Genomic DNA, 24,571 nt, shown 5'->3' with positions numbered 1-24,571 from the left:
CATGAACACATCGAGCCAAGGCACACCCAGCCACGACAGTTCCGTCCAGGACATCCGCGGCGTGTTGATCCAGGTCGCGGGTGCGCGACTGCTGCTGCCCAACGCGACGATTTCCGAGGTGCTGTCCTACGCCGACCCGGAGCCGCTGGACAATGCGCCGGCGTGGCTGCTGGGCAGGATCCGCTGGCGCGGCTGGCAGTTGCCGCTGGTGTCGTTTGCGCGCCTCGCCGGGCTGGCCGAAGAACGCGGCGGCCTGGGCAGCAAGGTGGTGGTGCTCAAGGCGCTGGGCGGCGACGCCAGGCTGGCGCATTTCGCAATGCTGACGCAGGGGTTCCCGCGGCTGGTCACGGTGTCGCGCGACGCGCTGGTGGCCGATGCCGGCGATCGCGGCCCGCTGCCTCACGGCGTGCAGGCCCGCGTGCTGCTCAATGACGACGCGGCGCTGATCCCGGACATCGGCGTGGTCGAAACCTCGCTGCAGGAAGCATTGGCGGCGTAGGCCGGTATTGCGCCCGACACAAGCGAAAGCCCTTGTTCCGTAGGTCGGGGTGACATCGCCGACGCCCGCGTGCCGGAAGCCACAGGCAAGCCAGGACCGCCGGGGTTGTCACCCCAACTTACAGGTCGCCGAATCTTGCCTGGAGCGCGACGATCGCCGCCATGCCGGCGGTTTCGGTGCGCAGGATGCGCGGGCCGAGGCGCACGCCGCTGAAGCCCGCGTCGGCGAGGACCGAGCGGTCCCGCGGCGACCAGCCGCCTTCGGGGCCGATGGCGATGACGATGGGGCGTTCACCCGGCTCGGGCAGCGCTGCGATATTGCCTTCGGCTTCCGGATCCAGGGTCAGGCGCAGGCCGTCGTGCGGCAGCTGCGCCAGCGCAGCCGCCAGTGGCTGTGGCGGCGTCACTCCGGGCACAGCGGCGCGGCCGCTCTGCTCGCAGGCGGCGACAACCACGCTGCGCCAGTGCGCCAGGCGCCTGGCGGCGCGCTCGCCGTCGAGCCGGACTTCGCTGCGTTCCGAACTGACGGGGACGAAGCCGACGACGCCCAGTTCGGTCGCCTTCTGCAAGATCCAGTCCATCTTCTCGCCGCGGGCGATGCCCTGCACCAGGAGGATGCGCAGCGGCGACTCGCTGGCGACCGCGCGCACGCCGATGACCTCGACTTCGCCTCCGCGCTTGTCCGCGGCGACGATCCGCGCGTCGTAGTCGTGGCCGTCGCCGTTGAACAGCACGCAGGCGTCGCCAACGCCCAGCCGCAATACGCGCAGCAGATGCGCAGCGGCGCCGTCGGGCAGCGGCGCGCGCGTGGCGACCGCGAGCGGCGCGTCGATGTAGGCACGATTCATGCGCACCGGGGAGCTCCTTCCTTGCCACGGATGGACACGGACAAACACGAACAAACCGGGTGAAAAGAGAAAGGTGCGCCGCGCGTTCTTACAAGTGCTCTTGCTCCATCCGCGTTCATGAGTATCGATCCGTGGCCAGAAGCCTTGTCAGGCAACGTCAACGGCCGCCGCCTCGATCGCCGCGTCGGTGGCCTCGGCGAGCAGCGCGAGCTGCCCGTCGTCGATGCAGTAGGGCGGCATCCAGTACAGCACGTCGCCCAGCGGGCGCAGCAGCACGCCGCGTTCGAGCGCAGCGCGGTACATGCGCGGACCGCGGCGGTTGGCGATCTCCACGGCGTTGCCGTCCTCGGTGGCGCCGGGTTCGGGGTGCAGCTCGATCGCCAGGATCATCCCGGCCTGGCGCACGTCCGCCACCAGCGGGTGGCTGGCGAACGGCGCAGCCAGCTTCGCCATCTTCGCCGCGGTGTCGCGGTTGCGCACCAGCACGTCGTCGCTGTCGAAGATGTCCAGCGACGCGATCGCCGCGGCGCAGGCCAGCGGGTTGCCGCTGTAGCTGTGCGAATGCAGGAAGGCGCGCTCGCGCGAGTCGTCGAGGAAGCCGTCGTAGATCGCCTGCGTGGCCAGCACCGCGCACAGCGGCAGGAAGCCGCCGGTGAGGCCCTTCGACAGGCACAGCAGGTCGGGCTGGACACCGCCGTTCCCGCCAACGCAAGGGTCGGCGGGGGCCTGTTCGCAGGCGAACATGGTGCCGGTGCGGCCGAAGCCGACCGCGATCTCGTCGGCGATCAGCAACACGCCATGCACATCGCATAGCTCGCGCACGCGCCTGAGGTAGACCGGATCGTGCATGCGCATGCCGCCCGCGCACTGCACCCGCGGCTCCAGGATCATCGCGCAGACCTCGCCCGGGTGCTCGTCGAGCAGGCGGGCGAGCGCGTCCGCGGCGTCTTCCGCGCAGGCGGCGGCCGACTGGCCCTCGCGCGCGGCGTAGGCGTCGGGCGTGGGCGCGAACAGCGGCTCGAGCAGCAGCGGCGCGTAGACGCGGCGGTACAGCGGGATGTCGCCCACCGACAGCGCGCCGATGGTTTCGCCGTGGTAGCTGTTGCGCAGCGAAACAAACCGCGTGCGCCGCGGCTCGTCGCCGCGGTTGTGGAACCAGTGGAAGGCCATCTTCAGCGCGACCTCGACTCCGGCCGAACCGTTGTCGGCGTAGAACACCTTGGCCAGCGGCTCGCGCCCGGCCTGGCGCGGCGCGATCGCGAGCAGCCGCTCGGCCAGCTCCACCGCCGGCGGGTGCGAGCAGCCGGCCAGGATCACCTGCTCCAGCGTGCGCGCCTGGCGGGCGATGGCCTCGGCGATGCGCGGCTCGGCGTGGCCGAATAGGTTGGTCCACCAGCTGCTCACCGCGTCGAGCGTGCGGCTGCCGTCGTGGCCGACCAGCCAGGCGCCTTCGCCGCGCGCCACCGGCAGCAAGGGCAGCGTGTCCGGGTGTTCGCGCATCTGCGTGCACGGATGCCAGAGCACGGCCAGGTCGCGCGAGCGCCAGTCGGCGGCCGCGCGGGCGCCCGCGTCGTTTAGAATCGACGCATCGTGAGCCTTCTTATTCATCCCGCCATTATCGCCTGCCGCGTGCCGGCCGGCGCCGTCGCCCGGATGCGGCCGTGACGCGCCGCCTGCCGATCATCCACGGCATCACCGAGCACGATGCAGGGCCATACCGCATGGAGCGGCTGGACCTGGAGTTCGGCAACGGCGAGCGCCGCCGCTACGAGCGCCTGCATGGCCGCGGCCACGGCGCGGTGGCGGTGGTGCCGATGCTCGACGACGACACCGTGCTGCTGGTGCGCGAGTACGCCGCCGGCATGCACCGCTACGAACTGGGCCTGGTCAAGGGCCGGATCGATGCCGGTGAAACCCCCGAGCACGCCGCCAACCGCGAGCTGATGGAAGAAGCCGGCTATGGCGCGAACTCGGTGCAGGTGCTGCGTTCGCTGAGCCTGGCGCCCACCTACATGAGCCACCAGACGCACCTGGTGCTGGCGCGCGACCTGTACCCCAAGCGCCTGCCCGGCGACGAGCCCGAGGAGCTCGAAGTGGTGCCGTGGAAACTCGATGCCCTGCACGAGTTGATCCTGCGCGAGGAGTTCTCCGAGGGCCGCTCCATCGCCGCGCTGTTCATCGTGCGCGAATACCTGCGGCACCATGCCGGTCGCTGAGGCGCTGCGCGAGGCGGTCATTGCCACGGCGCGTGCGGCGGCGGCGGAGATCCTGCGCGTCTACGACACCGGCTTCGGCGTCGAGCACAAGGCCGACAACAGCCCGCTGACCGCCGCCGACCTGGCTGCGCACCGTTGCATCGTCGACCGCCTGGAGGCATTGACGCCGGACATCCCGGTACTGTCGGAAGAATCCGCGGACACCATCCCCACGTCGGTGCGCCGCACGTGGACGCGGCTGTGGGTGGTCGATCCGCTCGACGGCACGCGCGAATTCGTCAAGCGCAACGGCGAGTTCACCGTCAACATCGCCCTGGTCGAGGAAGGCGAAGTCGTGTTCGGCGTGATCCAGGCGCCGGTCACCGGCGCGCTGTGGCACGGCGCTCGCGGGCAGGGCGCGTTCCGCCGCGAGGGCGGCGACGACATCGCGCTGCGCACGCGCGAGCCGGCGGCAGCGCCGCTGCGCGTGGCCGCCAGCCGCTCGCATCGCAACGAGCGCACCGAGGCGCTGCTCGAACGCATCGCGGCCGCCACCGGCGCGGCGGGCGAGCCGGTGGCGCTGGGCTCTTCGCTCAAGTTCTGCCGGCTTGCCGAAGGCGGCATGGACGTCTACCCGCGCTTCGGGCCGACCAGCGAGTGGGACACCGCGGCCGGGCAGGCGATCGTCGAGGCCGCCGGCGGCGTCGTGCTCGATCCGCGCGGCCGCCCGCTGCGCTACAACCAGCGCGACACGCTGCTCAACGGCGACTTCATCGCGCTGGGCGATCCGGCGCTGCCGTGGCGGGATTGGGTGGCCGGGTCGTGACGATCCGCGGGCAAATGCGTTGCTGCCACGGGTGAACACGGATGAACGCGGACAGGACACTGCCGGGAGTATCCATCGCGATGGCTGACGGCTCCGCATCGGGTGATGCATTCCGGCTCCGCGCCAGCCACTCGGCGTGCACAGGTGTTGATCCGTGGCCAAAAGGGTTCGAGGCATGACCGAAGCCGATCATCCGATGCAGCGCCTGCTGGCGATCATGGCGAAGCTGCGCGATCCCGATGGCGGCTGTCCGTGGGATCTCGAACAGGATTTCTCCACCATCGCGCCATACACCATCGAGGAAGCCTACGAGGTCGCCGACGCGATCGACCGCAACGACATGCCGGCGCTGAAGGACGAACTGGGCGACCTGCTGCTGCAGGTGGTGTTCCACGCGCAGATGGCGGACGAGCAGGGCGCGTTCGGCTTTGCCGACGTGGCGGCGGCGATCAGCGACAAGATGGTGCGCCGGCATCCGCACGTGTTTGGCGATGACCGCCAGGGCACTGCAGAAGGCGTGCTGCGCAGCTGGGACGAGATCAAGCGCGCCGAGCGCGCCGGCGCGGGCGACACGGACACCTCGGCGCTGGCCGGCATCGCGCGAGGCCTGCCCGAGTGGCAGCGGGCGGTGAAGCTGCAGCAGCGCGCGGCGCGGGTCGGCTTCGACTGGCCGTCGCCGGCGCCGGTGGTCGCCAAGCTGCACGAGGAGATCGGCGAGATGCAGGAGGAATTCGCGGCCGTCGCTGCGAATCCCGGCGATGCGCGGGCGCGCGATCGGCTCGAGGATGAGCTCGGCGACGTGCTGTTCGTCTGCGCCAATCTTGCGCGCCATGCGAAGGTGGACGTCGGCAGCGCGCTACGGCGCGCGAACGCCAAGTTCGAACGCCGTTTCCGCACGATGGAACAGCTCGCCCAGGCCGATGGCGTGCGCCTGCAGGACATGCCGCTGGAGCTGCAGGAAGACTACTGGGTGCGTGCCAAGCGCGGGGAGCGCGCGGCGGCGGAGTGATCGATCCGCCGCGGCGGCAATGGATCTCCCGCGCGGAGGTGGCGGTCGTTGGCAGCGAGCTGCCGCTGATCCTGCAGGACGTCCCGCGTGCGCGGCGATGGTCCGGTGGAGCGTCCATCGTCGCGATGGTGGGGCCCTGCCGAGCGGTTGTCATGCCTGCCTTGCTGCCGCAGAGTTGAAGGCGGCACTCCGTCCGGCGCCGCACGCCTTCGTCCCACGGGAAAGGCAATCGATGAAAACCCTGCTGCTGTTCGTCGCCACCGCGCTGGCCGAGATCGTCGGCTGCTACCTGCCGTACCTGTGTCTGCGCAGGGCGGGGAGCGCGTGGCTGCTGCTGCCGGGCGCGATCGCGCTGACGGCGTTCGTCTGGCTGCTGACCCTGCATCCCACCGCGTCGGGCCGCGTGTACGCAGCCTACGGCGGTGTCTATGTCGCCGTCGCGATCGGCTGGCTGTGGGCGGTGGATGCGGTGCGGCCGACGCGCTGGGACCTGCTGGGCGTGCTGTTGTGCCTGTGCGGCATGGCAGTCATCATGTTTTCGCCAAGACCCCTGTGAACGGAGCAAGGCCGTGGACCGGTTCGCCAGCTTTCGCGAGTTCTATCCGTTTTACCTGAGCGAGCACGCCAACCGCACCTCGCGGCGACTGCATTTCGTTGGCAGCTGCGGCGTGCTGGTGCTGCTGGCGGTCGCGATCTGGACGCTCAATGCCTGGTGGCTGCTGGCGGCGTTGCTCTGCGGCTACGGTTTCGCCTGGGTCGGGCATTTCTTCTTCGAAAAGAACCGCCCGGCGACATTCAGGCATCCGTTCTACTCGTTCGCCGGCGACTGGGTGATGTTCAAGGACATCCTGAGCGGGCGCATCCGCTTCTGACGGGATATTGCGCAGAGAGTTTCCGCCAAGGGTTGCACGATCGATATGGATTGAGGCGGAATTCCGGTCGCCGCGCGTCCGCCCTGTCGGCCCGCATGGACCCGCTGTGGAAATCGCTTCTCCGGAGCAGGCCGGGGCTACGCCCCGACGCCGGGAATGACTGAAGACGCGGCCAGCGGATCGATCGCGTCGGGGGCGTAGTCCCGACCTGCGGCATTGCATGCGCCTATTCCAGGAAGATCAGCCAAGCCGCCACCGCGATCAGGGCGAAGCCGGCCCAGTGGTTCCACTTCAGCGACTGGCCCAGGTACAGCGCCGAGAACACGGCGAACACCACCAGCGTGATCACCTCCTGCATGCCCTTGAGCTGCGGTGCCGAGTACACCGCGCTGCCCCAGCGGTTGGCGGGCACCTGCAGCACGTACTCGAAGAACGCGATGCCCCAGCTGACCAGGATCACGACCAGCAGCGGCGAGGCCTTGTACTTGAGGTGCCCGTACCAGGCGAATGTCATGAAGATGTTGGAACCCAGCAGCAGGACGACGGGCAGGACGCGTTCGACGAGGGGCGACATGGGGCGGGGCCGGCAGTGGCGGGACGCCAGCCTAGCGCCCGCCACCCGCCCGTGTCGTGCCCGTCGCGCGGTCGGTCAGCGCATCTCCAGCCCGAGCGCGCCCGCGATCGCTTCCCAGGGCACGTACTTGTAGTTCTGGTTCTCCACCGGCATCACGTTGCGCCCGTCCTGAGCGATCATCGCGCCGTGTTCGAAGCCGGGGCCGAGGTTGCGGCTGGTGACTTCCAGCCCGTCGGTTTCGGAGATGCCGTCGATGCCGCGCACTGGGTCGGCGACCACGGCGAACGAGCCGACGTACGCCTGCTCCCCCTCCAACCGGTAGACCGCGTAGGTGTCGTTGCCCTGGCTCGACGCGACGATGTAGCCGCGGCCTTCGCCCAGGTGGTAGATGCCCACGCCCTCGAGGTCGTCGCGGATCGCCGGGTTGTCCTCGATGCGCTCGACCGCGACTTTGGCGTCGCCGCCGTCGGGTTCTGCGGACATCCGCCACATCGCCACGTCTTCCTCGTTGACGTACAGCGTGCCGGCGTCGTCGTCGACCACGCATCCCTCGGTCTGCGATTCGAAGCGCATCTCCCGGACCAGCTCAGCATGGACGCGGCCGTTGCCGGTGTCGGCCAGGCGCCACTGGCGCTTGCCGGTGTCGTCGCCGTTGATGAACACGTACATCGCCCCGTCGCGCGGGCTGCGGTACATGCACAGCCCGTAGGGATCGTCGAAGCCGGTCGGCTGCACGCCGTCGGCGACGTCGACCAGGCGGCGATTCTCGGTATCCAGGCGGTAGATCGCGATGCTGTCGTCGGTGCGGTTGCTGGCGGTGACCAGCACCACCTGCTCGCCGCCCAGTTCGAAGCCTTCGCGCAGGTCGACGTTGTTCATCTTGCCGTCGGGCAGGAACTGCACGACCTGGCCCTGCATGTCGTAAACGTACAGGCCGGCCTTCTTGTCGGTGGCGATCACCAGGCTGGCGGCCGGGTCGTCGGGGTTGGCCCAGATCGCCGGGTCGTCGGCGGCGTCGCCGAAGCTGGATACGGGCGTGGTTTCCACCAGCGCGGTGACGGCGGGGACGGTGGCCGGCGATGCCGCGGCGGCCGCGTTGCCCGGGTCGAGGCCGAGCGCACGGGCGATGTCGGCGATCGCCACCAGCTTGGTGTCGGCGGCGTCCTCGTCGACCACCAGCAGCGCGCCGTGCGGGAACGACTTGCCCAGCGGCAGGCCGGTGGCGGCAAGCAGGCCGGGTTCTTCAACCGCGCCGCCGTCCGGCGCCGCAACGACGAAGGCCCCCAGCCATGCATCGTCGCGGTCGCGGTCGTAGACGTTCACGTGCCCGGCGCTGGCGTCCCCGGCCAGCAGCCAGCGGCTGCCGTCGCCGCCGTCGTACAGCGCCACGCCGGAGACCTCCTCCTCGATATGGCCCAGCCGCGGGGCGTCGACTACCCGGGCTTCGGTGTCGGCCTCGGCGTCGGCGTTGAAGCGCCAGATGCCAACGGCTTCCTCGGACACGTAGACGTGCCCCGCCGCATCCGCGACGCATTGCGTGAGGGGCGAGGGCAGGTGGATGCGGCGCACCTGGCGCGCGTCGAGCCTGCCGCCGGCGGTGGCGTGGATGACCTGCTGGTCGATCTCGCCGCCGTCGCCGACGATGAACGCCTGCAGCGCGCCGTCCTGCGGGCTGCGGAACAGGCAGATGCCCTCCGCGGCGAAACCCAGCGGGATCGGCCGCGCGCCGGCCTCGGCCAGACGGTCGTTGTCGAAGGTGTACAGGCGCAGGAAATGACCGGTCTCGTCCACCGCCGCGACCACCGTCGTGCTGCGCTTGCCGATCGTCACGCCCGGCATGGCGTCCACCGCCGCGGCCTCGCCGGCCGGCACCGTGGCCAGCCGCTTGCCGGACAGGTCGCTGATTTCAAGGCCGTCGAGCGCGGCGGTGGCGATGATGCGGCTCGCGCCGGGCCGGGCGTCGTTGCGCACGATCGCCGCGTCGTTGTTCTCGCCGCTGGCGGTGCGCTGGGTGCTGGCGGTCGCCTGGACGGTCGGGACCTGGGCGTCCTGGGCGTCTGCCTGTCCGCCCGGCAGGGCGAGCGCCACGGCCACGGCCATGACGGTGATGGTCGATCGATGGCGGGAACTCAATTTGTCATCTCCGGTTGCTTGAATGTGCCGGCTAGCCGTGTGGGGACATTCACACAGGCCCTGCAATTTTGCAAGAGAAGTTCCAAGTCTGTTGCCTTTTGGAATTTTCATTCGTAATCTCCGGGCACGGCCACCCGATCCGGGCGCCCTTGCCTGGCCGGTGGCGGCTGTCCTCGGGAGGGACTGCACCGTGCGACAGATCCATCGCAATGCATTGACGGCAATCATTCTGAGCAACCTCGCACTCATGCCCGGGCAGCTGCTGGCCCAGGACAGTGCGGATCCACCGCCGGCGGGGCAGGCACCGCAAGTCACCGAGCTGGACCGGATCCAGGTCACCGGACGCCGCGCGGCCGACCGCGCGGCCATCGACGACAAGCGCTACGCGGACGGGCAGGTGGACGCGATCCGCTCCGACGACGTCGGCCGGCTGCCCGACCAGAACGTGGCCGAGGCGGTCCGCCGGCTGCCCGGCATTTCCACCGTCAACGACCAGGGCGAGGGGCGCTACCTCACGGTGCGCGGCATCTCGCCGGACCTGCTCAACGTCACCCTCAATGGCCAGACCTCGCCGGCGCCGGAACCGGACGGCCGCCAGGTCAAGCTGGACGATATTCCCTCGGGCCTGATCGGCGCGGTGGTCGTGTCCAAGACGCTGACGCCGGACATGGACGCCAACTCCATCGCCGGCATGGTCAACATCGAAACACTCAGCGCGTTCGACCGCCAGGGCACGTTCGGCACCGCCAGCGCGGCCTACGGCTACAACGACATCAACGGCGAGCATCCCTACGAGTTCGACGGCTCGTTCGGCGGGCGCTTCGGCCCCGACAAGCAGTTCGGCGCGGTGTTCGCGCTCAACCACTCGGACCGCAAGATCGGCAGCCAGAACATCCAGAACGCGGGCGACTGGATCGAGGTCGACGGCCAGTTCGTGCCCGAGGGGCTGGACATGCGCCAGTACAACACCCATCGCCAGCGCACCGGCGCGGTGGCCAACTTCGACTGGCGCCCCAACGACGACACCAGCCTGTTCCTGCGCCTGCTGTACTCCAAGTACGAGGACTCCGAGACGCGCGACCGCTTCGCGATCGAGTTCGACGAGGACGGGATCTCGCCCACCGACGCGCGCAGCGGCACCTTCAGCGACGCCGAGGCGCTGCGTGCACTGCGCACGCGGTCGGAGAACACCAGTACGCTGACCGCATCGGCCGGCGGCGAGTTCGAGTTCGAGGGCGACCGCAAGCTCAGCGCCGAGGTCACCTGGTCACGCGCCGACAAGCGCGATCCGCACCGCGACGAGTGGGGCTTCGTGCAGGGCGACATCACCGGCAGCTACCTGCTGGGCAGCGATACCTACACCGTCACCCCGGACGGCCCCGACGCGTACGATCCGTCGCTGTTCGAACCCGATTTCTGGGAGCCCGAATCGCGCCACGCGGTCGAGGACCTGTACCAGGCGCGGCTGGACTACCTGATGCCGCTGTCGATCGGCGACGGCTCCGACCTGCAGTTCGGCGTGAAATACCTGCACCGCAAGAAGACCAACGACGAGAACGGCCGCGCCTACGAGTACGACGACGGCCCGATGACGCTGGCCGACGTGCTCGGCAAGCCCATGGGCTCGATGTTCGGCGGCCGCTACTTCATCGGTCCGACGATCTCCAATCCGGCGGCGAAAGCCTACTTCGACGCGCACGGCGGCGAGTTCGAGGAAGACGAGGAGGGCACCCTCTCGGCCACGCTGGCCGCCGACTACCGCATCACCGAGAAGATCACCGCCGGCTACATCATGAGCCGCCTGCGCTTCGGCGACCTGACCGTGATCCCCGGCGTGCGCGTCGAGCACACCCAGGGCGACTACGCCGCCAACGCCTTCGACGTCGAGGAAGCCTCCCTCGACCAGGGCTTCAACACGTTCGGTTCGCGCAGCTACACCGACTGGTTCCCCGGCGTGAACTTCCGCTACGACGCCGGCGAGAACCTGGTGTTCCGCGCCGCCGCCACGCGCGCGATCGGCCGGCCCAACTACGAGTCGCTGGCGCCGTTCGTGCAGATCGAGAACGCCGGCGACGCCGAGCCCGAGGTGACGATGGGCAACCCGGACCTCGAGCCGCTGATGTCGACCAACCTGGACCTGTCGGTCGAGTACTACGTGGGCAATCGCGGCCTGCTGTCGGCGGCGGTGTTCCACAAGACGATCAAGAATCCGATCTACGAGGTCACCCGCGACGGCCAGGACGGCGTGTTCGGCGGCCTGCCGTTGACCAACGCGGAGGTCGGCACCTGGACCAACGCCGACAAGGCCACGGTGAAGGGCCTGGAACTCAACGCGCAGTACGAGCTGAGCTTCCTGCCGTCGCCGCTGGACGGGTTCAGCGTCGGCGCCAACATGACCTGGGTCGATTCCGAGGCCGAGGGCCTGCCCGGGCGTTCGGACAAGGTGCCGCTGCTCAACCAGTCCGATCGCGTCGCCTCGGCACAGATCAGCTACGAGAAATACGGGTTCGCCGCGCGCATCGCCTACACCTACCGGTCGGCGATGCTGCTGGAGGTCAACGAGGAGGAGCGCGAGGGGGACATCTACGTCGACGCGCTCAAGCAGTGGGACGCGCGCGTGAGCTATGCCTTCAATCCACTCGTGACCGTGTTCCTGGAAGGCAGCAACCTCAACGACGCGGCCCTGCTCAACTACATGGGCTACCGCAACCGCATGGCCGAGAAGGAGATCTACGGCTGGACCGCGCGCATGGGCATCCAGCTCAGGTTCTGACCCCGGCGTCGACACGATGGTGATCCCGATGCAGGAGCGCAACGCCATGCCCCCTCCGATCCGCTGCGCCCTGGGCGCCGGCCTGCTCGCGCTTTGCGGCCTGCTGGCCGCCTGCGCGGGCAGCCCGGAGCGGCCGGCCCCCGACGCGCAGTCCGCGCCGGTGCTCGAACGCGTGGTGATGCTGATGCGCCACGGCGTCCGCCCGCCGACCAAACCGCAAGTCGCGCCCGAAGGCATGGCAGACCGGGAATGGCCGACCTGGTCGACAGGATTCGGCGAGCTGACGCAGCACGGCTACGACGCGGTGCGCCTGGTCGGCGCCTGGGATCGCACGCATTGGGCGGCGCGTGGCCTGATCCCGACCGACGGCTGCCCGTCGCAGGACACCGTGGCGGTGGCGGCCAGCGCCAAGTCGCGCACCCAGGACACCGCGCGTGCGCTGCTCGAAGGGCTCGCGCCGGGCTGCGGCATCGCGGTCGCCTTCCCGGCCGGTGCCGACGAGGATTTCGAGTTCCATCCGCTGGAAACCGGCTACACGCGCGTGGAGCCCGACCAGGCCGTGCGCGCGGTGGCCGCGCTCGCCCCGCCAGGCGGGATGGATGCCGAGGTGCAGGCGCGCGCGGCGCTGTTCGCGCAGCTCAACCAGGCGCTGGGCTGCTGCGCACCGCCGCTGTGCGAAGCGTGGGGCGTACCGGCCGGGTGCGACCTCTCGCAGATGCCGACCGGGATCGTGCGCCACGAGGACGATCGTCCCGACGTCGGCGACCCCTTCGGGCTGGCATCGACGATCAGCCAGACCTTCCTGCTCCAGTACCTGGAAGGCATGCCGATGCAGGACGTGGCCTGGGGCCGCCTGGACCGCGACGGCATCGAGGCGCTGCTCGAGTTCCATTCGATCAAGTTCCGCTACGAAGGCCGCGCGCCGTACGTCGCCGCGCGCGCCGCCTCGCCGCTGGCCGCGCGCATGCTTGCGGCCGTCGAAGACGGCCCGCCGCTGACGGTGCTGGTGGGGCACGACACCAACATCGCCGACCTCGGCGGCCTGCTCGACCTGCACTGGACCGTGCCCGGCTACCCGCGCGACGATCCGCCGCCGGGTGGCGCGCTCGGCTTCGAGGTGCTGTCGGATGCGCGCGGTGAACGCTTCGTGCGCGCCTTCTACCGCTCGCAGACCATGGACCAGGTGCGCGAACTGCAGCCGCTGTCGGACGCCAACGCGCCCGCCTACGTGTCCCTGCCGATCCCCGGCTGCGCGCAGCCCTGCCGCCTGGACGACTTCGCCGCGCTGGTGCGCGGCAAGCTGGTCGCGCCCGTGGCCGCGGCCGCGCGCTGAGCCCGCGTCAGGGGGCGACCACCTGGCCGCTGCGCAGCGACTGCGCCGCAGCCTCCGCCAGCGCCAGCGCGGCGACGCCGTCGGCGTAGCCCACCGATGCGCTGCAGCTGCCGTCGAGCATGTCGGCGAAGTGATCCATCTCGCGCCGGTAGGCCTCGGCATAGCGGTCGAGGAAGAAATTCTGGAAGCGGTCCGCCGCGGCGCCGGCCTCGGTCCAGGCCTGCACCGTGGTCTCGGTGACATTGTCGGCGCGCAGCATGCCGGCCGAGGCGTAGGCCTCGATGCGCTGGTCGTAGCCGAAGCCGGAGCGGCGGCTGTTGGAGATCACGCACAGGCGGCCCGATGCCGTGCGCAGCAGGGTGCGCGCGGTATCGACGTCGCCGAGCCTGCCGATTTCCGGGTCCACCAGGCAGCTGCCGACGGCAAACACCGCCACCGGCTCTTCGCCCAGCAGCCAGCGCGCCATGTCGAAGTCGTGGATCGCCATGTCCTTGAACAGGCCGCCGGACACCGCGACGTAGGCCGGCGGCGGCGGGCCCGGGTCGTTGGAGGTGATCTGCAGGCTTTCCAGGGTGCCGACCTCGCCGCCGTCCAGCCGCGCCTTGAGCGCCTGGAAGTTGGGATCGAAGCGGCGGTTGAAGGCCAGCAGCAGGCGCGCGCCGGACAGTGCATCGGCCGCGGTGCGGGCGCGGGCCAGGTCCTGGTCGATGGGCTTCTCGCAGAACACCGCCTTGCCGGCGGCCGCGGCGCGCACGCTGTAGTCCAGGTGCGTATCGGTGGAACTGGCGATGACCACGCCGGCCACGTCCGGATCGGCCAGGACCTCGTCGAGCGTGGCGACCCGGCTTTGCCACTCGGCGGCCAGCGCGCGCGCTGCCTCCTCGACCGGGTCGACCACGGCGGCCAGTGCCAGCCGCGGATGGCGCGCGATGTTGCGCGCGTGGATGCGGCCGATGCGGCCGGCGCCGATCAATGCGACCTTGTGCATGTTCGATTCCTTCATGAGTGGACCGGCGCGGCGGCGCGCGCGGATTGTCCGCAGGCTTCGGCCAGCGCGAGGGCGGCGATGCCGTCGTCGTAGCCGATCGCCGGCGCCGCGCGGCCGTGCACGACGTCGGCGAAGTGCTCGATCTGCGCGCGGTAGGCGTCGCGGTAGCGCTCGGGGAAGCCGGGGTGGATCGGCGCGGCGAGGGCGCCTTGCGCGGTCGTCGCCACCAGCGTGCTGGTGTGGACGTTGTCCGCGGCGAGCCGCCCGCCCGAGCAGAACGCCTCGATGCGCTGGTCGTAGCCGCAGCCGCTGCGACGGGTGTTGGAGATCACGCACAGGCGGCCGGACGGCGTGCGCAGCAGCACGCGCGCGGTATCGACGTCGCCCAGCCGGCCGATCTCCGGATCCACCAGGCAGCTGGCCGAGGCGAACACCTCGCACGGCTCCTCGCCCAGCAGCCAGCGGGCCAGGTCCAGGTCGTGGATGGTGAAGTCCTTGAACAGCCCCCCGCTGGTGGGGATGAAGCCGGGCGGCGGCGCGGCCGGGTCGTGGTTGACGATGTGCAGGGCTTCCAGTCGGCCGACTTCGCCCGCGTCCAGCCGGCGCTTGAGCGCGAGGAAGTGCGGATCGAAGCGGCGGTTGAAGCCGAGCAGGAAGCGCGCGTCGCGGAACAGCGGCTGCGCCTGGCGCGCCTTGGCCACGTCCAGGTCGATGGGCTTCTCGCAGAACACCGCCTTGCCGGCGGCCACGGCCGCGCTGGCGTGCGCCAGGTGCAGGTCGGTGGTGCTGCACACCAGCACGCCGCCCACGGACGGGTCGGCCAGCGCCTGTTCCAGCCCCGCGACCCCCGCCTGCCACCGGCCCGCCATCGCCTCGGCCACGCCGGGGCGGGCATCGACGACGTACTTCAGGCGCAGCCCGGGATGCCGGGCCGCGTTCGGGCCGTGGACCTGGCCCATGCGGCCGGCCCCCACCAGTGCGACATCGATACGCTGCATCTGGACCCCACCCGCACCGGAATGCAGATAGAATATTTGTTCTGTTTGCGAATGCAATAGAATTCGACGCCGGCGTACATCGCCGTGGGCGAACATGTGCACCCGTCCCATCCCCCGAACCACGCAACCCGAAGGAGTGGCCGAATGACCGAACGGACCCAGGCACCTGCGGATGCGGACGAACTTCGCGCAGCGATCCTCGACGAGTACGAGACGCTGAGCAAGCGGCTCAAGCAGATCGCGCGCTACGTGCTCGACGAGCCCAGCGCCGTGGCCCTGGAAACCGTTGCGGTGCTGGCCGAGCGCACCGGCGTGCAGCCGTCGGCGATCGTGCGCTTCGCCAAGCACTTCGGTTTCGACGGCGCGAGCCAGATGCAGCGCCTGTTCGTCGACGGCCTGCTGGGCAGCACCACGCAGGGCTACGGTGAGCGCGTGCGCGAGTTCACCCAGACCGTGGACCGCAAGGCCGTGGGCGATCCGGGGCAGGTGCTGGCGGAGTTCGTCGAAGGCAACGTGCTGGCGCTGCAGAACCTGGGCCGGGCGGTGGACCGCGACCATCTCGCGCGCGCGGTGAAGCTCATCTCGCAGGCCGAAACGGTGTACGTCGCCGGGTTCCGGCGCTCGTTCCCGGTGGCCGCCTACCTCGCCTACTCGCTGCACCAGGCCGACAAGAAGACCGTCTTCATCGACAGCGTCGGCGGCATGGCGCTGCAACAGGTCCATGCCATCGGCCCGCGCGACCTGCTGGTGGCGGTCAGCTACCACCCCTACGCCGAGGAGGCCGTGCACCTGATCGACGCGGCCGCCATCCGCGGCTGCAAGGTGCTGTCGATCAGCGACAGCATGGTCAGTCCGGTGGCCAAGCCATCGACCCTGGTGCTGCAGGTGCGCGAGGCGGAGATCCGCAAGTTCCGCTCGCTCTCGGCCTCGATGTGCCTGGCGCAGGTGCTGGTCATTTCCTACGTGTTCGCGGCCGTGCCCCCGGCGCGCGGACGGCGCAGCGGCGGCGCTGGCGGGCGGCGCACGAAGAAATGAAACGTACGTTGCTTCATAATTCAAAATAGAATATATGTTACAAAAGCGGGGGCGATAGGCGCCCGGCACAGTGGGGCATGGCCTGCATGGCAGCGAAGGAGCGGCAACTCGACCTGGTCACGATCGGCCGGTCCTGCATCGACCTCTACGGCGAGCAGGTCGGCGGCCGTCTCGAGGACATGGGGTCGTTCGCCAAGTACATCGGCGGCAGTCCCACCAACACCGCCGTGGGCGCCGCGCGCCTGGGCTTGCGGTCGGCGCTGCTGACCCGCGTGGGCGCGGACCACTTCGGCCGTTTCATCACCGAGCAACTCGCGCGCGAAGGTGTCTCGACCCGCGGCGTGCTGGAGGATCCCGAGCGGCTGACCGCGCTGGTGTTCCTCGGCATCCGCGACGCGGACACCTTCCCGCTGGTGTTCTATCGCGAGAACTGCGCCGACATGGCGCTGCAGGCCTCGGACGTGGACGAGGGCCTGCTGCGCGACGCGGGCGCGGTGCTGATCAACGGCACCCACCTGTCGCGCGACAACGTCTTCGAGGCCTCGCTGCGCGCCTGCCAGATCGCGCGCGGCAACGGCGCGCGCGTGGTCTTCGACATCGACTACCGCCCGGTGCTGTGGGGCCTGACCCGCAAGGACATGGGCGAGAACCGCTTCGTCGCCCACGACGGCGTCACCGCGCGGCTGCAGCAGGTGCTGCCGCTGTGCGACCTGGTGGTCGGGACCGAGGAGGAGGTGCACATCCTCGGCGGCAGCACCGACACGCTCGCCGCGCTGCGCGCGATCCGCGAACGCACGCCAGCGCTGCTGGTGCTCAAGCGCGGCCCGCACGGCTGCGTCGCCTTTGCCGGCGCGATTCCCGACCGCCTCGACGACGGCCTGGTCGGGGAGGGCTTCCGGGTGGACGTGTTCAACGTGCTCGGCGCCGGCGACGCGTTCATGGCCGGCTTCCTGCGCGGCTGGCTGCGCGACGAACCGCTCGAGGCGTGCTGCCGGTACGCCAACGCCTGCGGCGCGATCGTCGTCTCGCGCCACGGCTGCTCGCCGGCGATGCCGACCTGGGAGGAACTGCAGGCGTTCCTGGCATCGGACGCGCGTCCGTTCCGGCTGCGCGACGATGCCGCGCTCGAACAGCTGCACTGGGCCACCACCCGCGTCGGGCGCTGGGACGACCTGATGGTGCTGGCGATGGATCATCGCAGCCAGTTCGAGGCGCTGTGCGCGCAGGTGGGCGCCGATCCGGCGCGCATCCCGGCGTTCAAGGCGCTGGCGCTGCGCGCGGTGGACCGGGTCGCGCATGGGCAACCCGGTTTCGGCCTGCTGCTCGACGGCCGTTACGGCATGCGCGCGCTGGAGGCGGCGGCCGATTATCCGTACTGGATTGGCCGGCCGATCGAGATGCCGGGGTCGCGCCCGCTGGACTTCGAAAGCAGCGCCGACGTGGCCACCGAACTGGCCACCTGGCCGGGCAACCACGTGGTGAAGTGCCTGGCGTTCTATCACCCCGACGATCCGGACGACCTGCGCGCGCGCCAGGAGCGCCAACTGCTGCGGTTGCAGGACGCCGCCCGCAAGACCGGCCACGAGCTGCTGGTGGAAATCATCGCCTCCAACAGCGGCGCCGTGGACGACGACACCGCGGCGCGCGCGATCCAGCGGCTCTACGACCTGGGCATGCGCCCGGACTGGTGGAAACTCGAACCCAGCGACAGCGCCGCGGCGTGGCGCAACATCGAACGCACCATCGTCGCCAACGACGCGCACTGCCGCGGGGTGGTGCTGCTGGGCCTGTCGGCGCCGCAGGAAGTCCTGGTCGCCTCGTTCCAGGTGGCCGCCGCGCAGCCGCTGGTGAAGGGGTTCGCGGTGGGACGCACCATCTTCGCCGAGGCCGCCGCGCGCTGGCTGGGCGGCGAGATCGACGACGAGACGGCGGTGGACGACCTGGCGGCCCGGTTCGGCGTACTCGTCGAGGCATGGCGCCAGGCCAGGAGTGCGAAGATCGGACATCCTGCCGTCGCGGACTGCGCCTGATGAGCGACATGGCCACGCCACGCACGATCCTGCTGACCGCCGCACAGGCCACGGTGCGCTGGCTGGCCGCGCAGCGGGTGGTCGTGGACGGCATGGAAGTCCCGTACTTCGCCGGCGCATGGGCAATCTTCGGCCATGGCAACGTCGCCGGCCTGGGCGAGGCGCTGCACGCGGCGGGTGACGCGCTGCCGACCTGGCGCGCGCACAACGAGCAGGCGATGGCGCACGCCGCGATCGCCTATGCCAAGCAGATGCGGCGCCGGCGCGCGATGGTCTGCACCAGTTCGATCGGGCCGGGCGCGACCAACATGGTCACCGCCGCGGCGCTGGCGCACGTCAACCGGCTGCCGGTGCTGTTCCTGCCCGGCGATGTCTACGCCGGGCGCCGGCCGGATCCGGTGCTGCAGCAGCTCGAGTCCGGCGCCGACGGCACGGCGTCGGTGAACGACTGCTTCCGCCCGGTGTCGCGCTACTTCGACCGCATCACGCGCCCGGAACAGATCCTCGATGCGCTGCCGCGCGCACTGGCGGTGCTGCGCGACCCGGCGCTGTGCGGGCCGGCCACGCTGGCGTTCTGCCAGGACGTGCAGGCCGAGGCGTTCGATTTCCCGGCATCGTTCTTCGAGCCCGTGCTGTGGCCCGAGCGGCGCCAGCCCGCGGACGAGGCGGCGTTGCAGGCGCTGCTCGAAGCGGTCCGCAGGTCGCAGCGCCCGCTGCTGGTCTGCGGCGGCGGCGTGGCCTACAGCGGCGCCGGGGCCGCGCTGTCCGCGCTGGCCACGGCCACGGGCCTGCCGGTCGCCGAAACGCAGGCGGGCAAGGGCACGCTGCCCTGGAACCATCCGCGCAACCTCGGCGCGATCGGCGTGACCGGCTCGACGGCGGCGAACGCCGCCGCGCAGGCGGCCGACCTGGTCGTGGGCATCGGCACGCGGCTGCAGGATTTCACCACCGGCTCGCGCAGCCTGTTCCCGCAGGCGCGGCTGTTCCAGGTCAACGTGCAGCCGCTGGACGCCCACAAGCACGGCGCCACCGCGGTGGTCGGCGACGCGCGGCTGGTGCTGGAAACCCTGCGCGAAGGGCTGGGCGACTGGCGCGTGGAGGAAGGCGTCGCACGGCGCAACGCCGCGGCCATCGCGGCCTGGAACGAACAGGTCGACGCCGCGACCGCGCCCGGCGCGGCGGGCGAGGCGCCCAGCGACGCGCAGGTGCTGGGTGCGGTGCAGGCCGCCGTGGACGACGACGCCATCGTCGTCTGCGCCGCCGGCGGGTTGCCGGGCGAACTGCACAAGCTCTGGCGCACCGCGTCGCCGCGCGGCTACCACGTCGAATACGGCTACTCGTGCATGGGCTACGAGATCGCCGGCGCGCTGGGCGTGAAGATGGCCGAGCCGGGCCGCCAGGTGGTGGTGCTGGTCGGCGACGGCAGCTATCTGATGATGAACTCCGAACTGGCGACCTCGGTCATGCTCGGCCTGAAGCTGGTGGTCGTGGTGCTCGACAACCGCGGCTTCGGCTGCATCGACCGCCTGCAGCGCGCCACTGGCGGCGCGGGCTTCAACAACCTGCTGGCCGACGCGCGCCACGCGCGGCTGGCGCCCGTGGATTTCGCCGCGCACGCACGCAGCCTCGGCGCGCTGGCCGAGCACGTGTCCGGCGTGGCGCAGCTGGGCGAGGCGCTGGCGCGCGCGCGCGCCGCCGACCGCAGCGCCGTGGTGGTGATCGACACCGATCCGCGCCGGACCACCGAGGCCGGTGGCTGGTGGTGGGACGTGGCCGTTCCCGAAGTGTCCGACCGCACCGAGGTCAACATCGCGCGCCAGGCCTACGAGGCCGGCGTGCCCCTCAAACGGAACCAGCCATGAGCATCCGCTTCGGCGTCAGCCCGATCGCGTGGTCCAACGACGACATGCCCGAACTCGGCGGCGACACGCCGCTGGACGACATCCTGCGCGAGATCGCGGCGCTGGGGTTCGAGGGCGTGGAGCTGGGCGGGCGCTTCCCGCGCGAGCCCGCCGAACTGGCGGCGCTGCTCGGCGGTCACGGCCTCGACCTGATCGGCGGCTGGTACAGCGGCGCGCTGCTGGCGCGCGACGCGGATGCGGAAATCCAGGCGCTGCAGCCGCACCTGTCGCTGCTCAAGGCGCTGGGCGCCACCGCGTTCGTGTTCGCCGAAACCAGCAATGCCGTGCACGGCGAACGCGGCACGCCGCTGGCCGATACGCCGCGGCTGCGGGACGACCAGTGGGCGCAGTTCGGCGAACGCATGACCCGCGTGGCCGACCACGTCCAGGCGCAGGGCATCCGCTTCGCCTACCACCACCACCTGGGCACGGTGGTCGAGCGCGCCGCCGACCTCGAGGCGCTGCTGCGCAACACCGGCCCGTCGGTGGGGCTGACGCTGGATACCGGGCACGCGGCGCTGGGCGGGATCGACCCGCTGGCGGTGATCGACGCGCACCCCGGACGCATCGCGCACGTGCACTGCAAGGACGTGCGCCGGGAGGTGTTCGCCGGCATCCACGAGCGCGGCGCGAGCTTCCTCGACGGCGTGCTCGCCGGCATGTTCACGGTGCCCGGCGACGGCGGGCTGGACTACGCCGCGGTCATGCGCGCGCTGGCGCGCATCGGTTACGCGGGCTGGATCGTCATCGAGGCCGAGCAGGATCCGGCGCTGGCCAACCCGCGCCAGTACGCCGCGCTCGGCCTGCAGACGCTGAAACAGGAGGCCGCGAAAGCGGGGCTGCAATGACCTCACCGCTGCTCGTTCGTCCCCACGCACCCGATGATTCGGGCACCGTGCTGGAAGTGACGCCCGAGAGCGCGGGCTGGAAGCACGTCGGCTTCCGCGTCGCGCGCCTGCTCGACGGCCAGGTGCATGCCGGCGAGGACGCCGCGCGCGAGACCTGCCTGGTGCTGGTCGCCGGCAGCGCCGACATCACCGCCGGCGGCCAGTCGTTCGAGGGCATCGGCGGGCGCGCCACGCCGTTCGAGGACAGGGCGCCCGGCGCGGTCTACGTGCCCGCGGGCGTGCCCTACGCGGTGGTCGCGCGCGGCGACGTCGAACTGGCCGTGTGCACCGCCCCTGGCCGCGGCGACGGCCAGGCGCGCAAGATCGACCCGGCGCGGATGAGCCGCGAGGTGCGCGGCAGCGGCACCAACACCCGCCACGTGCGCAACATCCTGCCGCAGACCGAGCCGGCCGACAGCCTGCTGGTGGTCGAGGTGATCACGCCGGGCGGGCACTGGTCCAGCTATCCGCCACACAAGCACGACACCGCCACCCCGGGCGAGGAAACGGCGCTGGAGGAAACCTACTACCACCGCCTGCAGCCCAGCCAGGGCTTCGCGGTCCAGCGCGTGTACACCGACGACCGCTCGCTGGACGAAACCGTTTCGGTCGCCGACGGCGACGTGGTGATGGTGCCGCGCGGCTACCACCCGGTCGGTGCGCCGCACGGCTACGACCTGTACTACCTCAACGTGATGGCCGGGCCCCAGCGGCGCTGGATCTTCCGCAACGACCCGGCGCACGAATGGATCGTGCAACCGGCGCCGACCCCGGCACCAGACAAAAGGTAAAGCGACATGCGCAACATCGAACATTTCATCGGCGGCCGCAGCGTTGCCGGCACGTCCGGCCGCCACGGCGATGTCTTCGACCCCAACGCCGGCCGCGTGCAGGCGCGCGTCGCGCTGGCCGACGCCGCCGAGCTCGACCGCGCGGTCGCCAGCGCCGTCGACGGGCAGCGGGTGTGGGCGCAGGTCAATCCGCAGCGGCGCGCACGGGTGCTGTTCGAGTTCAAGCGCCTGCTCGAACGCGACATGGACACGCTGGCCCGCCTGCTGTCGAGCGAACACGGCAAGGTGCTCTCCGATGCGCGCGGTGACCTGCAGCGCGGGCTCGAGGTGATCGAGTTTTCCTGCGGCATCCCGCATCTGCTCAAGGGCGAGTACACGCAGGGCGCAGGCCCGGGCATCGACGTGTTTTCGGCGCGCCAGCCGCTGGGCGTGGTGGCGGGCATCACGCCGTTCAATTTCCCGGCGATGATCCCGATGTGGATGTTCGGCCCGGCGATCGCCAGCGGCAACGCCTTCATCCTCAAGCCGTCCGAGCGCGATCCTTCGGTGCCGGTGCGGCTGGCCGAGCTGATGCTCGAGGCTGGGCTGCCCGAGGGCGTGCTCAACGTGGTGCACGGCGACAAGGACGTGGTCGAGGCGATCCTCGCCCATCCGCTGATCAAGGCGGTGAGCTTCGTCGGCTCCTCCGACATCGCACAGCAGGTCTACGCGCGCGGCGCGGCGCACGGCAAGCGCATGCAGTGCATGGGCGGGGCCAAGAACCACGGCATCGTGCTGCCGGACGCCGACATCGACCACGTCATCTCCGACCTGATGGGCGCGGCCTACGGCTCGGCCGGCGAGCGCTGCATGGCCCTGCCGGTGGTGGTGCCGGTGGGCGAGGAGACCGCAGAGCGGCTGCGCGCGCGCCTGGTCGAGGCAATCGGCGAGCTGCGCGTGGGGACGTCCTTCGACGCCGATGCGCACTACGGGCCGGTGGTGACTGCCGCGCACAAGGCGCGGATCGAGGGTTACATCCAGGCCGGCGTCGACGAGGGCGCCGAGCTGGTGGTCGACGGCCGCGGCTTCACGATGCCCGGGCACGAGCAAGGCTTCTTCCTCAAGCCGTGCCTGTTCGACCGCGTCACCCCGGAGATGCGCACCTATCGCGAGGAGATCTTCGGGCCGGTGCTGCAGATCGTGCGTGCCGACAGCTTCGAGCAGGCGCTGGAACTGCCCAGCCGCCACCAGTACGGCAACGGTGTCACCATCTTCACCCGCAACGGCGACGCCGCGCGCGAGTTCGCCGAGCGCGTCGAGGTCGGCATGGTCGGGATCAACGTGCCGATCCCGGTGCCGGTGGCCTACCACGGCTTCGGCGGCTGGAAGCGCTCGGGCTTCGGCGACCTCAACCAGTACGGGATGGACGGGGTGCGCTTCTACACCCGCACCAAGATCGTGACCCAGCGATGGCCGCGCGGCGGCGCGTCGGCGCATGACTTCACCATGCCGACGATGCAATGAGCGGCGGCGCCGGGGGAGGGACGGGCATGCGCAACGCGATGGCAAGGTTCTTCGCCACCGGCGCGGATCGCGCGCCGATCGGCGACCGCGGCGAGATCGACCGCCTGTTCCGTCGCCATCGCCTGCGCGTGATGCTGGCCATCACCCTGGGCTACGGATTGATCTACACGTGCCGGCTGGCGCTGGGCGTGGTCAAGAAGCCGCTGATCGATGCCGGCGTGTTCTCGCCCAACGACCTGGGCCTGATCGGCTCGGCGCTGTTCTATACCTACGCGCTGGGCAAGCTGACCAACGGCTTCCTCGCCGACCACGCCAACATGAAGCGCTTCCTCGCGTTCGCCTTCATGATGACCGCGCTGTGCAACCTGGCGATGGGCTTCGCCACGGCGCTGTGGCTGGCGGTCGTGCTGTGGGGATTGAACGGCTGGTTCCAGAGCTTCGGCGCGCCGGGCGGGGTAGTCGCGATGACCGGCTGGTTCTCCAACCGCGAGCGCGGCCGCATATACGGCGTGTGGAGTACCGCGCACTCGATCGGCGAGGGCCTGACGTTCCTGGGCGTGGGCCTGGTGGTGAGCGTGCTGGGCTGGCGCTGGGGATTCTGGGCGCCGGGGCTGGTCGGCATCGTCACCGCACTGGGCTGCTACCTGCTGATCCAGGACCGGCCGCGCACGCTCGGCCTGCCCGAGGTGGCCGACTGGAAGGACGACCATTACGACGCCGCGCCCAAGGCCGGCATGAAGTCCGTGCTGGCCCTGCAGCTGTCGATCCTGAAGATCCCGGCGATCTGGGTCCTGTGCCTGGCCAGCGCCACGACCTACGTCACCCGCTATGCGATCAACTCCTGGGGCATCCTCTACCTGCAGGAAGCGCGCGGCTTCTCGCTGCCGGCCGCCGGCACGCTGCTCATGACCAGCACGCTGGCGGGCATCGCCGGGGCGATCGCGTTCGGGTTCGTTTCCGACAAGTTCTTCAACGCGCGGCGCCCGCCGGCCAACCTGCTGTTCGGCCTGATCGAGCTGGCCGGCCTGGGCCTGTTTTTCTTCGGCCCGCAGACGATGCCCGTGCTGCTGCTGTCGATGGTGCTGTTCGGCATGGGCCTGACCGGCCTGGTCACCTCGCTGGGCGGGCTGTTCGCGGTCGACATCGCGCCCAAGCGCGTGGCTGGCGCGGCGATGGGCGTGATCGGCATCTTCAGCTACATCGGTGCGGCGATCCAGGAGCAGGTGTCGGGCGCGCTCATCCAGGGCGGGATGCGCATGGTCGACGGCGTGCGGGTGTACGACTTCGGCCCGGCGATCTGGTTCTGGATCGGATCGTCGGTGCTGTCGCTGCTGCTGGCCAGCAGTCTGTGGCGCACGCGCCTGCGCGATTGATTTC

Annotated in this window: 21 protein-coding genes; 15 read left to right on the top strand and 6 right to left on the bottom strand. The window is 70.5% G+C overall.

Annotated elements, in window-relative coordinates; all coding sequences use genetic code 11:
• Position 1 precedes the first annotated feature (1 nt).
• The gene (locus H570_RS0110800; RefSeq protein ID WP_051176316.1) at positions 2 to 499 is read left to right on the top strand and encodes a chemotaxis protein CheW; all 498 of its coding nucleotides are present in this window, start codon (positions 2 to 4) and stop codon (positions 497 to 499) included.
• A gap of 118 nt (positions 500 to 617) precedes the next feature.
• Here the strand turns inward: H570_RS0110800 and H570_RS0110795 are convergent, their stop codons facing one another.
• Positions 618 to 1,352: a 16S rRNA (uracil(1498)-N(3))-methyltransferase gene (locus tag H570_RS0110795; protein WP_027080746.1), complete on the bottom strand. Its 735-nt coding sequence runs from the start codon at positions 1,350 to 1,352 to the stop codon at positions 618 to 620.
• Between the two features lie 141 nt (positions 1,353 to 1,493).
• On the bottom strand, positions 1,494 to 2,954 hold the full coding sequence (gene bioA / locus H570_RS0110790) for an adenosylmethionine--8-amino-7-oxononanoate transaminase (protein WP_027080745.1): 1,461 nt from the start codon (positions 2,952 to 2,954) through the stop codon (positions 1,494 to 1,496).
• Between the two features lie 53 nt (positions 2,955 to 3,007).
• Here bioA and nudE point away from each other — a divergent pair, with 53 nt between their 5' ends.
• The 5 genes from nudE (at position 3,008) to H570_RS0110765 (ending at position 6,248) form a co-directional block, all read left to right on the top strand.
• Entirely contained in the window at positions 3,008 to 3,562 is a 555-nt protein-coding gene (nudE, locus tag H570_RS0110785; protein ID WP_027080744.1) for an ADP compounds hydrolase NudE, read from the top strand.
• A complete protein-coding gene (gene cysQ / locus H570_RS0110780; protein ID WP_027080743.1) occupies positions 3,549 to 4,367 on the top strand; it encodes a 3'(2'),5'-bisphosphate nucleotidase CysQ in 819 nt (272 codons plus the stop codon). The genes nudE and cysQ overlap by 14 nt, the downstream gene beginning before the upstream one ends.
• Before the next feature lie 175 nt (positions 4,368 to 4,542).
• The gene (mazG, locus tag H570_RS0110775) at positions 4,543 to 5,376 is read left to right on the top strand and encodes a nucleoside triphosphate pyrophosphohydrolase (RefSeq protein ID WP_027080742.1); all 834 of its coding nucleotides are present in this window, start codon (positions 4,543 to 4,545) and stop codon (positions 5,374 to 5,376) included.
• Positions 5,377 to 5,608: 232 nt separating this feature from the next.
• On the top strand, positions 5,609 to 5,932 hold the full coding sequence (locus tag H570_RS0110770) for a YnfA family protein (protein WP_027080741.1): 324 nt from the start codon (positions 5,609 to 5,611) through the stop codon (positions 5,930 to 5,932).
• A gap of 13 nt (positions 5,933 to 5,945) precedes the next feature.
• Positions 5,946 to 6,248, top strand: a complete 303-nt coding sequence (locus H570_RS0110765) for an Mpo1-like protein (protein ID WP_027080740.1) — start codon at positions 5,946 to 5,948, stop codon at positions 6,246 to 6,248.
• Between the two features lie 226 nt (positions 6,249 to 6,474).
• Here H570_RS0110765 and H570_RS0110760 read toward each other — a convergent pair whose 3' ends face one another.
• Both H570_RS0110760 and H570_RS0110755 read right to left on the bottom strand, forming a co-directional pair.
• Positions 6,475 to 6,822: a DMT family protein gene (locus tag H570_RS0110760; RefSeq protein ID WP_027080739.1), complete on the bottom strand. Its 348-nt coding sequence runs from the start codon at positions 6,820 to 6,822 to the stop codon at positions 6,475 to 6,477.
• 75 nt (positions 6,823 to 6,897) lie between these two features.
• Positions 6,898 to 8,955 carry a phytase gene (locus tag H570_RS0110755; protein ID WP_169447764.1) on the bottom strand — a complete coding sequence of 686 codons (2,058 nt, stop codon included), beginning with the start codon at positions 8,953 to 8,955 and terminating at the stop codon, positions 6,898 to 6,900.
• A gap of 214 nt (positions 8,956 to 9,169) precedes the next feature.
• On the opposite strand from H570_RS0110755, the gene H570_RS17250 reads away from it, so the two are divergent.
• Both H570_RS17250 and H570_RS0110745 read left to right on the top strand, forming a co-directional pair.
• Positions 9,170 to 11,728 (top strand): TonB-dependent receptor, encoded by a 2,559-nt coding sequence (locus H570_RS17250; RefSeq protein ID WP_169447763.1) that lies wholly within the window; start codon positions 9,170 to 9,172, stop codon positions 11,726 to 11,728.
• Positions 11,729 to 11,774: 46 nt separating this feature from the next.
• The gene (locus H570_RS0110745; protein ID WP_051176406.1) at positions 11,775 to 13,061 is read left to right on the top strand and encodes a histidine-type phosphatase; all 1,287 of its coding nucleotides are present in this window, start codon (positions 11,775 to 11,777) and stop codon (positions 13,059 to 13,061) included.
• Between the two features lie 7 nt (positions 13,062 to 13,068).
• Here the strand turns inward: H570_RS0110745 and iolG are convergent, their stop codons facing one another.
• Positions 13,069 to 14,049, bottom strand: coding sequence for an inositol 2-dehydrogenase (iolG, locus tag H570_RS0110740; RefSeq protein WP_027080736.1), 981 nt, complete (start codon positions 14,047 to 14,049; stop codon positions 13,069 to 13,071).
• Between the two features lie 11 nt (positions 14,050 to 14,060).
• A complete protein-coding gene (locus H570_RS0110735) occupies positions 14,061 to 15,047 on the bottom strand; it encodes a Gfo/Idh/MocA family protein (protein ID WP_027080735.1) in 987 nt (328 codons plus the stop codon).
• Between the two features lie 144 nt (positions 15,048 to 15,191).
• On the opposite strand from H570_RS0110735, the gene H570_RS0110730 reads away from it, so the two are divergent.
• From H570_RS0110730 to H570_RS0110700, 7 genes are all read left to right on the top strand, one after another.
• Positions 15,192 to 16,082 (top strand): MurR/RpiR family transcriptional regulator, encoded by an 891-nt coding sequence (locus H570_RS0110730; protein ID WP_027080734.1) that lies wholly within the window; start codon positions 15,192 to 15,194, stop codon positions 16,080 to 16,082.
• 86 nt (positions 16,083 to 16,168) lie between these two features.
• Positions 16,169 to 18,112: a bifunctional 5-dehydro-2-deoxygluconokinase/5-dehydro-2-deoxyphosphogluconate aldolase gene (locus tag H570_RS0110725; protein ID WP_027080733.1), complete on the top strand. Its 1,944-nt coding sequence runs from the start codon at positions 16,169 to 16,171 to the stop codon at positions 18,110 to 18,112.
• Positions 18,112 to 19,974, top strand: coding sequence for a 3D-(3,5/4)-trihydroxycyclohexane-1,2-dione acylhydrolase (decyclizing) (gene iolD / locus H570_RS0110720; RefSeq protein WP_245559591.1), 1,863 nt, complete (start codon positions 18,112 to 18,114; stop codon positions 19,972 to 19,974). The genes H570_RS0110725 and iolD overlap by 1 nt, the downstream gene beginning before the upstream one ends.
• Entirely contained in the window at positions 19,971 to 20,861 is an 891-nt protein-coding gene (gene iolE, locus H570_RS0110715; RefSeq protein ID WP_027080731.1) for a myo-inosose-2 dehydratase, read from the top strand. Before iolD ends, iolE begins: the two co-directional genes overlap by 4 nt.
• A complete protein-coding gene (gene iolB, locus H570_RS0110710; protein WP_027080730.1) occupies positions 20,858 to 21,691 on the top strand; it encodes a 5-deoxy-glucuronate isomerase in 834 nt (277 codons plus the stop codon). Before iolE ends, iolB begins: the two co-directional genes overlap by 4 nt.
• A gap of 6 nt (positions 21,692 to 21,697) precedes the next feature.
• A complete protein-coding gene (locus tag H570_RS0110705) occupies positions 21,698 to 23,194 on the top strand; it encodes a CoA-acylating methylmalonate-semialdehyde dehydrogenase (protein ID WP_027080729.1) in 1,497 nt (498 codons plus the stop codon).
• A gap of 26 nt (positions 23,195 to 23,220) precedes the next feature.
• On the top strand, positions 23,221 to 24,567 hold the full coding sequence (locus tag H570_RS0110700) for an MFS transporter (protein WP_027080728.1): 1,347 nt from the start codon (positions 23,221 to 23,223) through the stop codon (positions 24,565 to 24,567).
• Positions 24,568 to 24,571: the final 4 nt, after the last annotated feature.

The organism is Luteimonas mephitis DSM 12574 (assembly GCF_000422305.1).
Classification (GTDB): domain Bacteria; phylum Pseudomonadota; class Gammaproteobacteria; order Xanthomonadales; family Xanthomonadaceae; genus Luteimonas; species Luteimonas mephitis.
The sequence above is the reverse complement of the archived record's forward strand: the minus strand, read 5'-3'. Positions and strand labels throughout refer to the sequence as shown.

What these genes read in the sequence shown, in the direction of transcription:
- H570_RS0110800 (WP_051176316.1), top strand. Translation starts at nt 2, where the DNA reads ATGAACACATCGAGCCAAGGCACACCCAGCCACGACAGTTCCGTCCAG.
- bioA (WP_027080745.1), bottom strand. Translation starts at nt 2,954, where the DNA reads ATGAATAAGAAGGCTCACGATGCGTCGATTCTAAACGACGCGGGCGCC.
- cysQ (WP_027080743.1), top strand. Translation starts at nt 3,549, where the DNA reads ATGCCGGTCGCTGAGGCGCTGCGCGAGGCGGTCATTGCCACGGCGCGT.
- mazG (WP_027080742.1), top strand. Translation starts at nt 4,543, where the DNA reads ATGACCGAAGCCGATCATCCGATGCAGCGCCTGCTGGCGATCATGGCG.
- H570_RS0110770 (WP_027080741.1), top strand. Translation starts at nt 5,609, where the DNA reads ATGAAAACCCTGCTGCTGTTCGTCGCCACCGCGCTGGCCGAGATCGTC.
- H570_RS0110760 (WP_027080739.1), bottom strand. Translation starts at nt 6,822, where the DNA reads ATGTCGCCCCTCGTCGAACGCGTCCTGCCCGTCGTCCTGCTGCTGGGT.
- H570_RS0110745 (WP_051176406.1), top strand. Translation starts at nt 11,775, where the DNA reads ATGCCCCCTCCGATCCGCTGCGCCCTGGGCGCCGGCCTGCTCGCGCTT.
- iolG (WP_027080736.1), bottom strand. Translation starts at nt 14,049, where the DNA reads ATGCACAAGGTCGCATTGATCGGCGCCGGCCGCATCGGCCGCATCCAC.
- H570_RS0110735 (WP_027080735.1), bottom strand. Translation starts at nt 15,047, where the DNA reads ATGCAGCGTATCGATGTCGCACTGGTGGGGGCCGGCCGCATGGGCCAG.
- H570_RS0110730 (WP_027080734.1), top strand. Translation starts at nt 15,192, where the DNA reads ATGACCGAACGGACCCAGGCACCTGCGGATGCGGACGAACTTCGCGCA.
- H570_RS0110725 (WP_027080733.1), top strand. Translation starts at nt 16,169, where the DNA reads ATGGCAGCGAAGGAGCGGCAACTCGACCTGGTCACGATCGGCCGGTCC.
- iolD (WP_245559591.1), top strand. Translation starts at nt 18,112, where the DNA reads ATGAGCGACATGGCCACGCCACGCACGATCCTGCTGACCGCCGCACAG.
- iolE (WP_027080731.1), top strand. Translation starts at nt 19,971, where the DNA reads ATGAGCATCCGCTTCGGCGTCAGCCCGATCGCGTGGTCCAACGACGAC.
- iolB (WP_027080730.1), top strand. Translation starts at nt 20,858, where the DNA reads ATGACCTCACCGCTGCTCGTTCGTCCCCACGCACCCGATGATTCGGGC.
- H570_RS0110705 (WP_027080729.1), top strand. Translation starts at nt 21,698, where the DNA reads ATGCGCAACATCGAACATTTCATCGGCGGCCGCAGCGTTGCCGGCACG.
- H570_RS0110700 (WP_027080728.1), top strand. Translation starts at nt 23,221, where the DNA reads ATGCGCAACGCGATGGCAAGGTTCTTCGCCACCGGCGCGGATCGCGCG.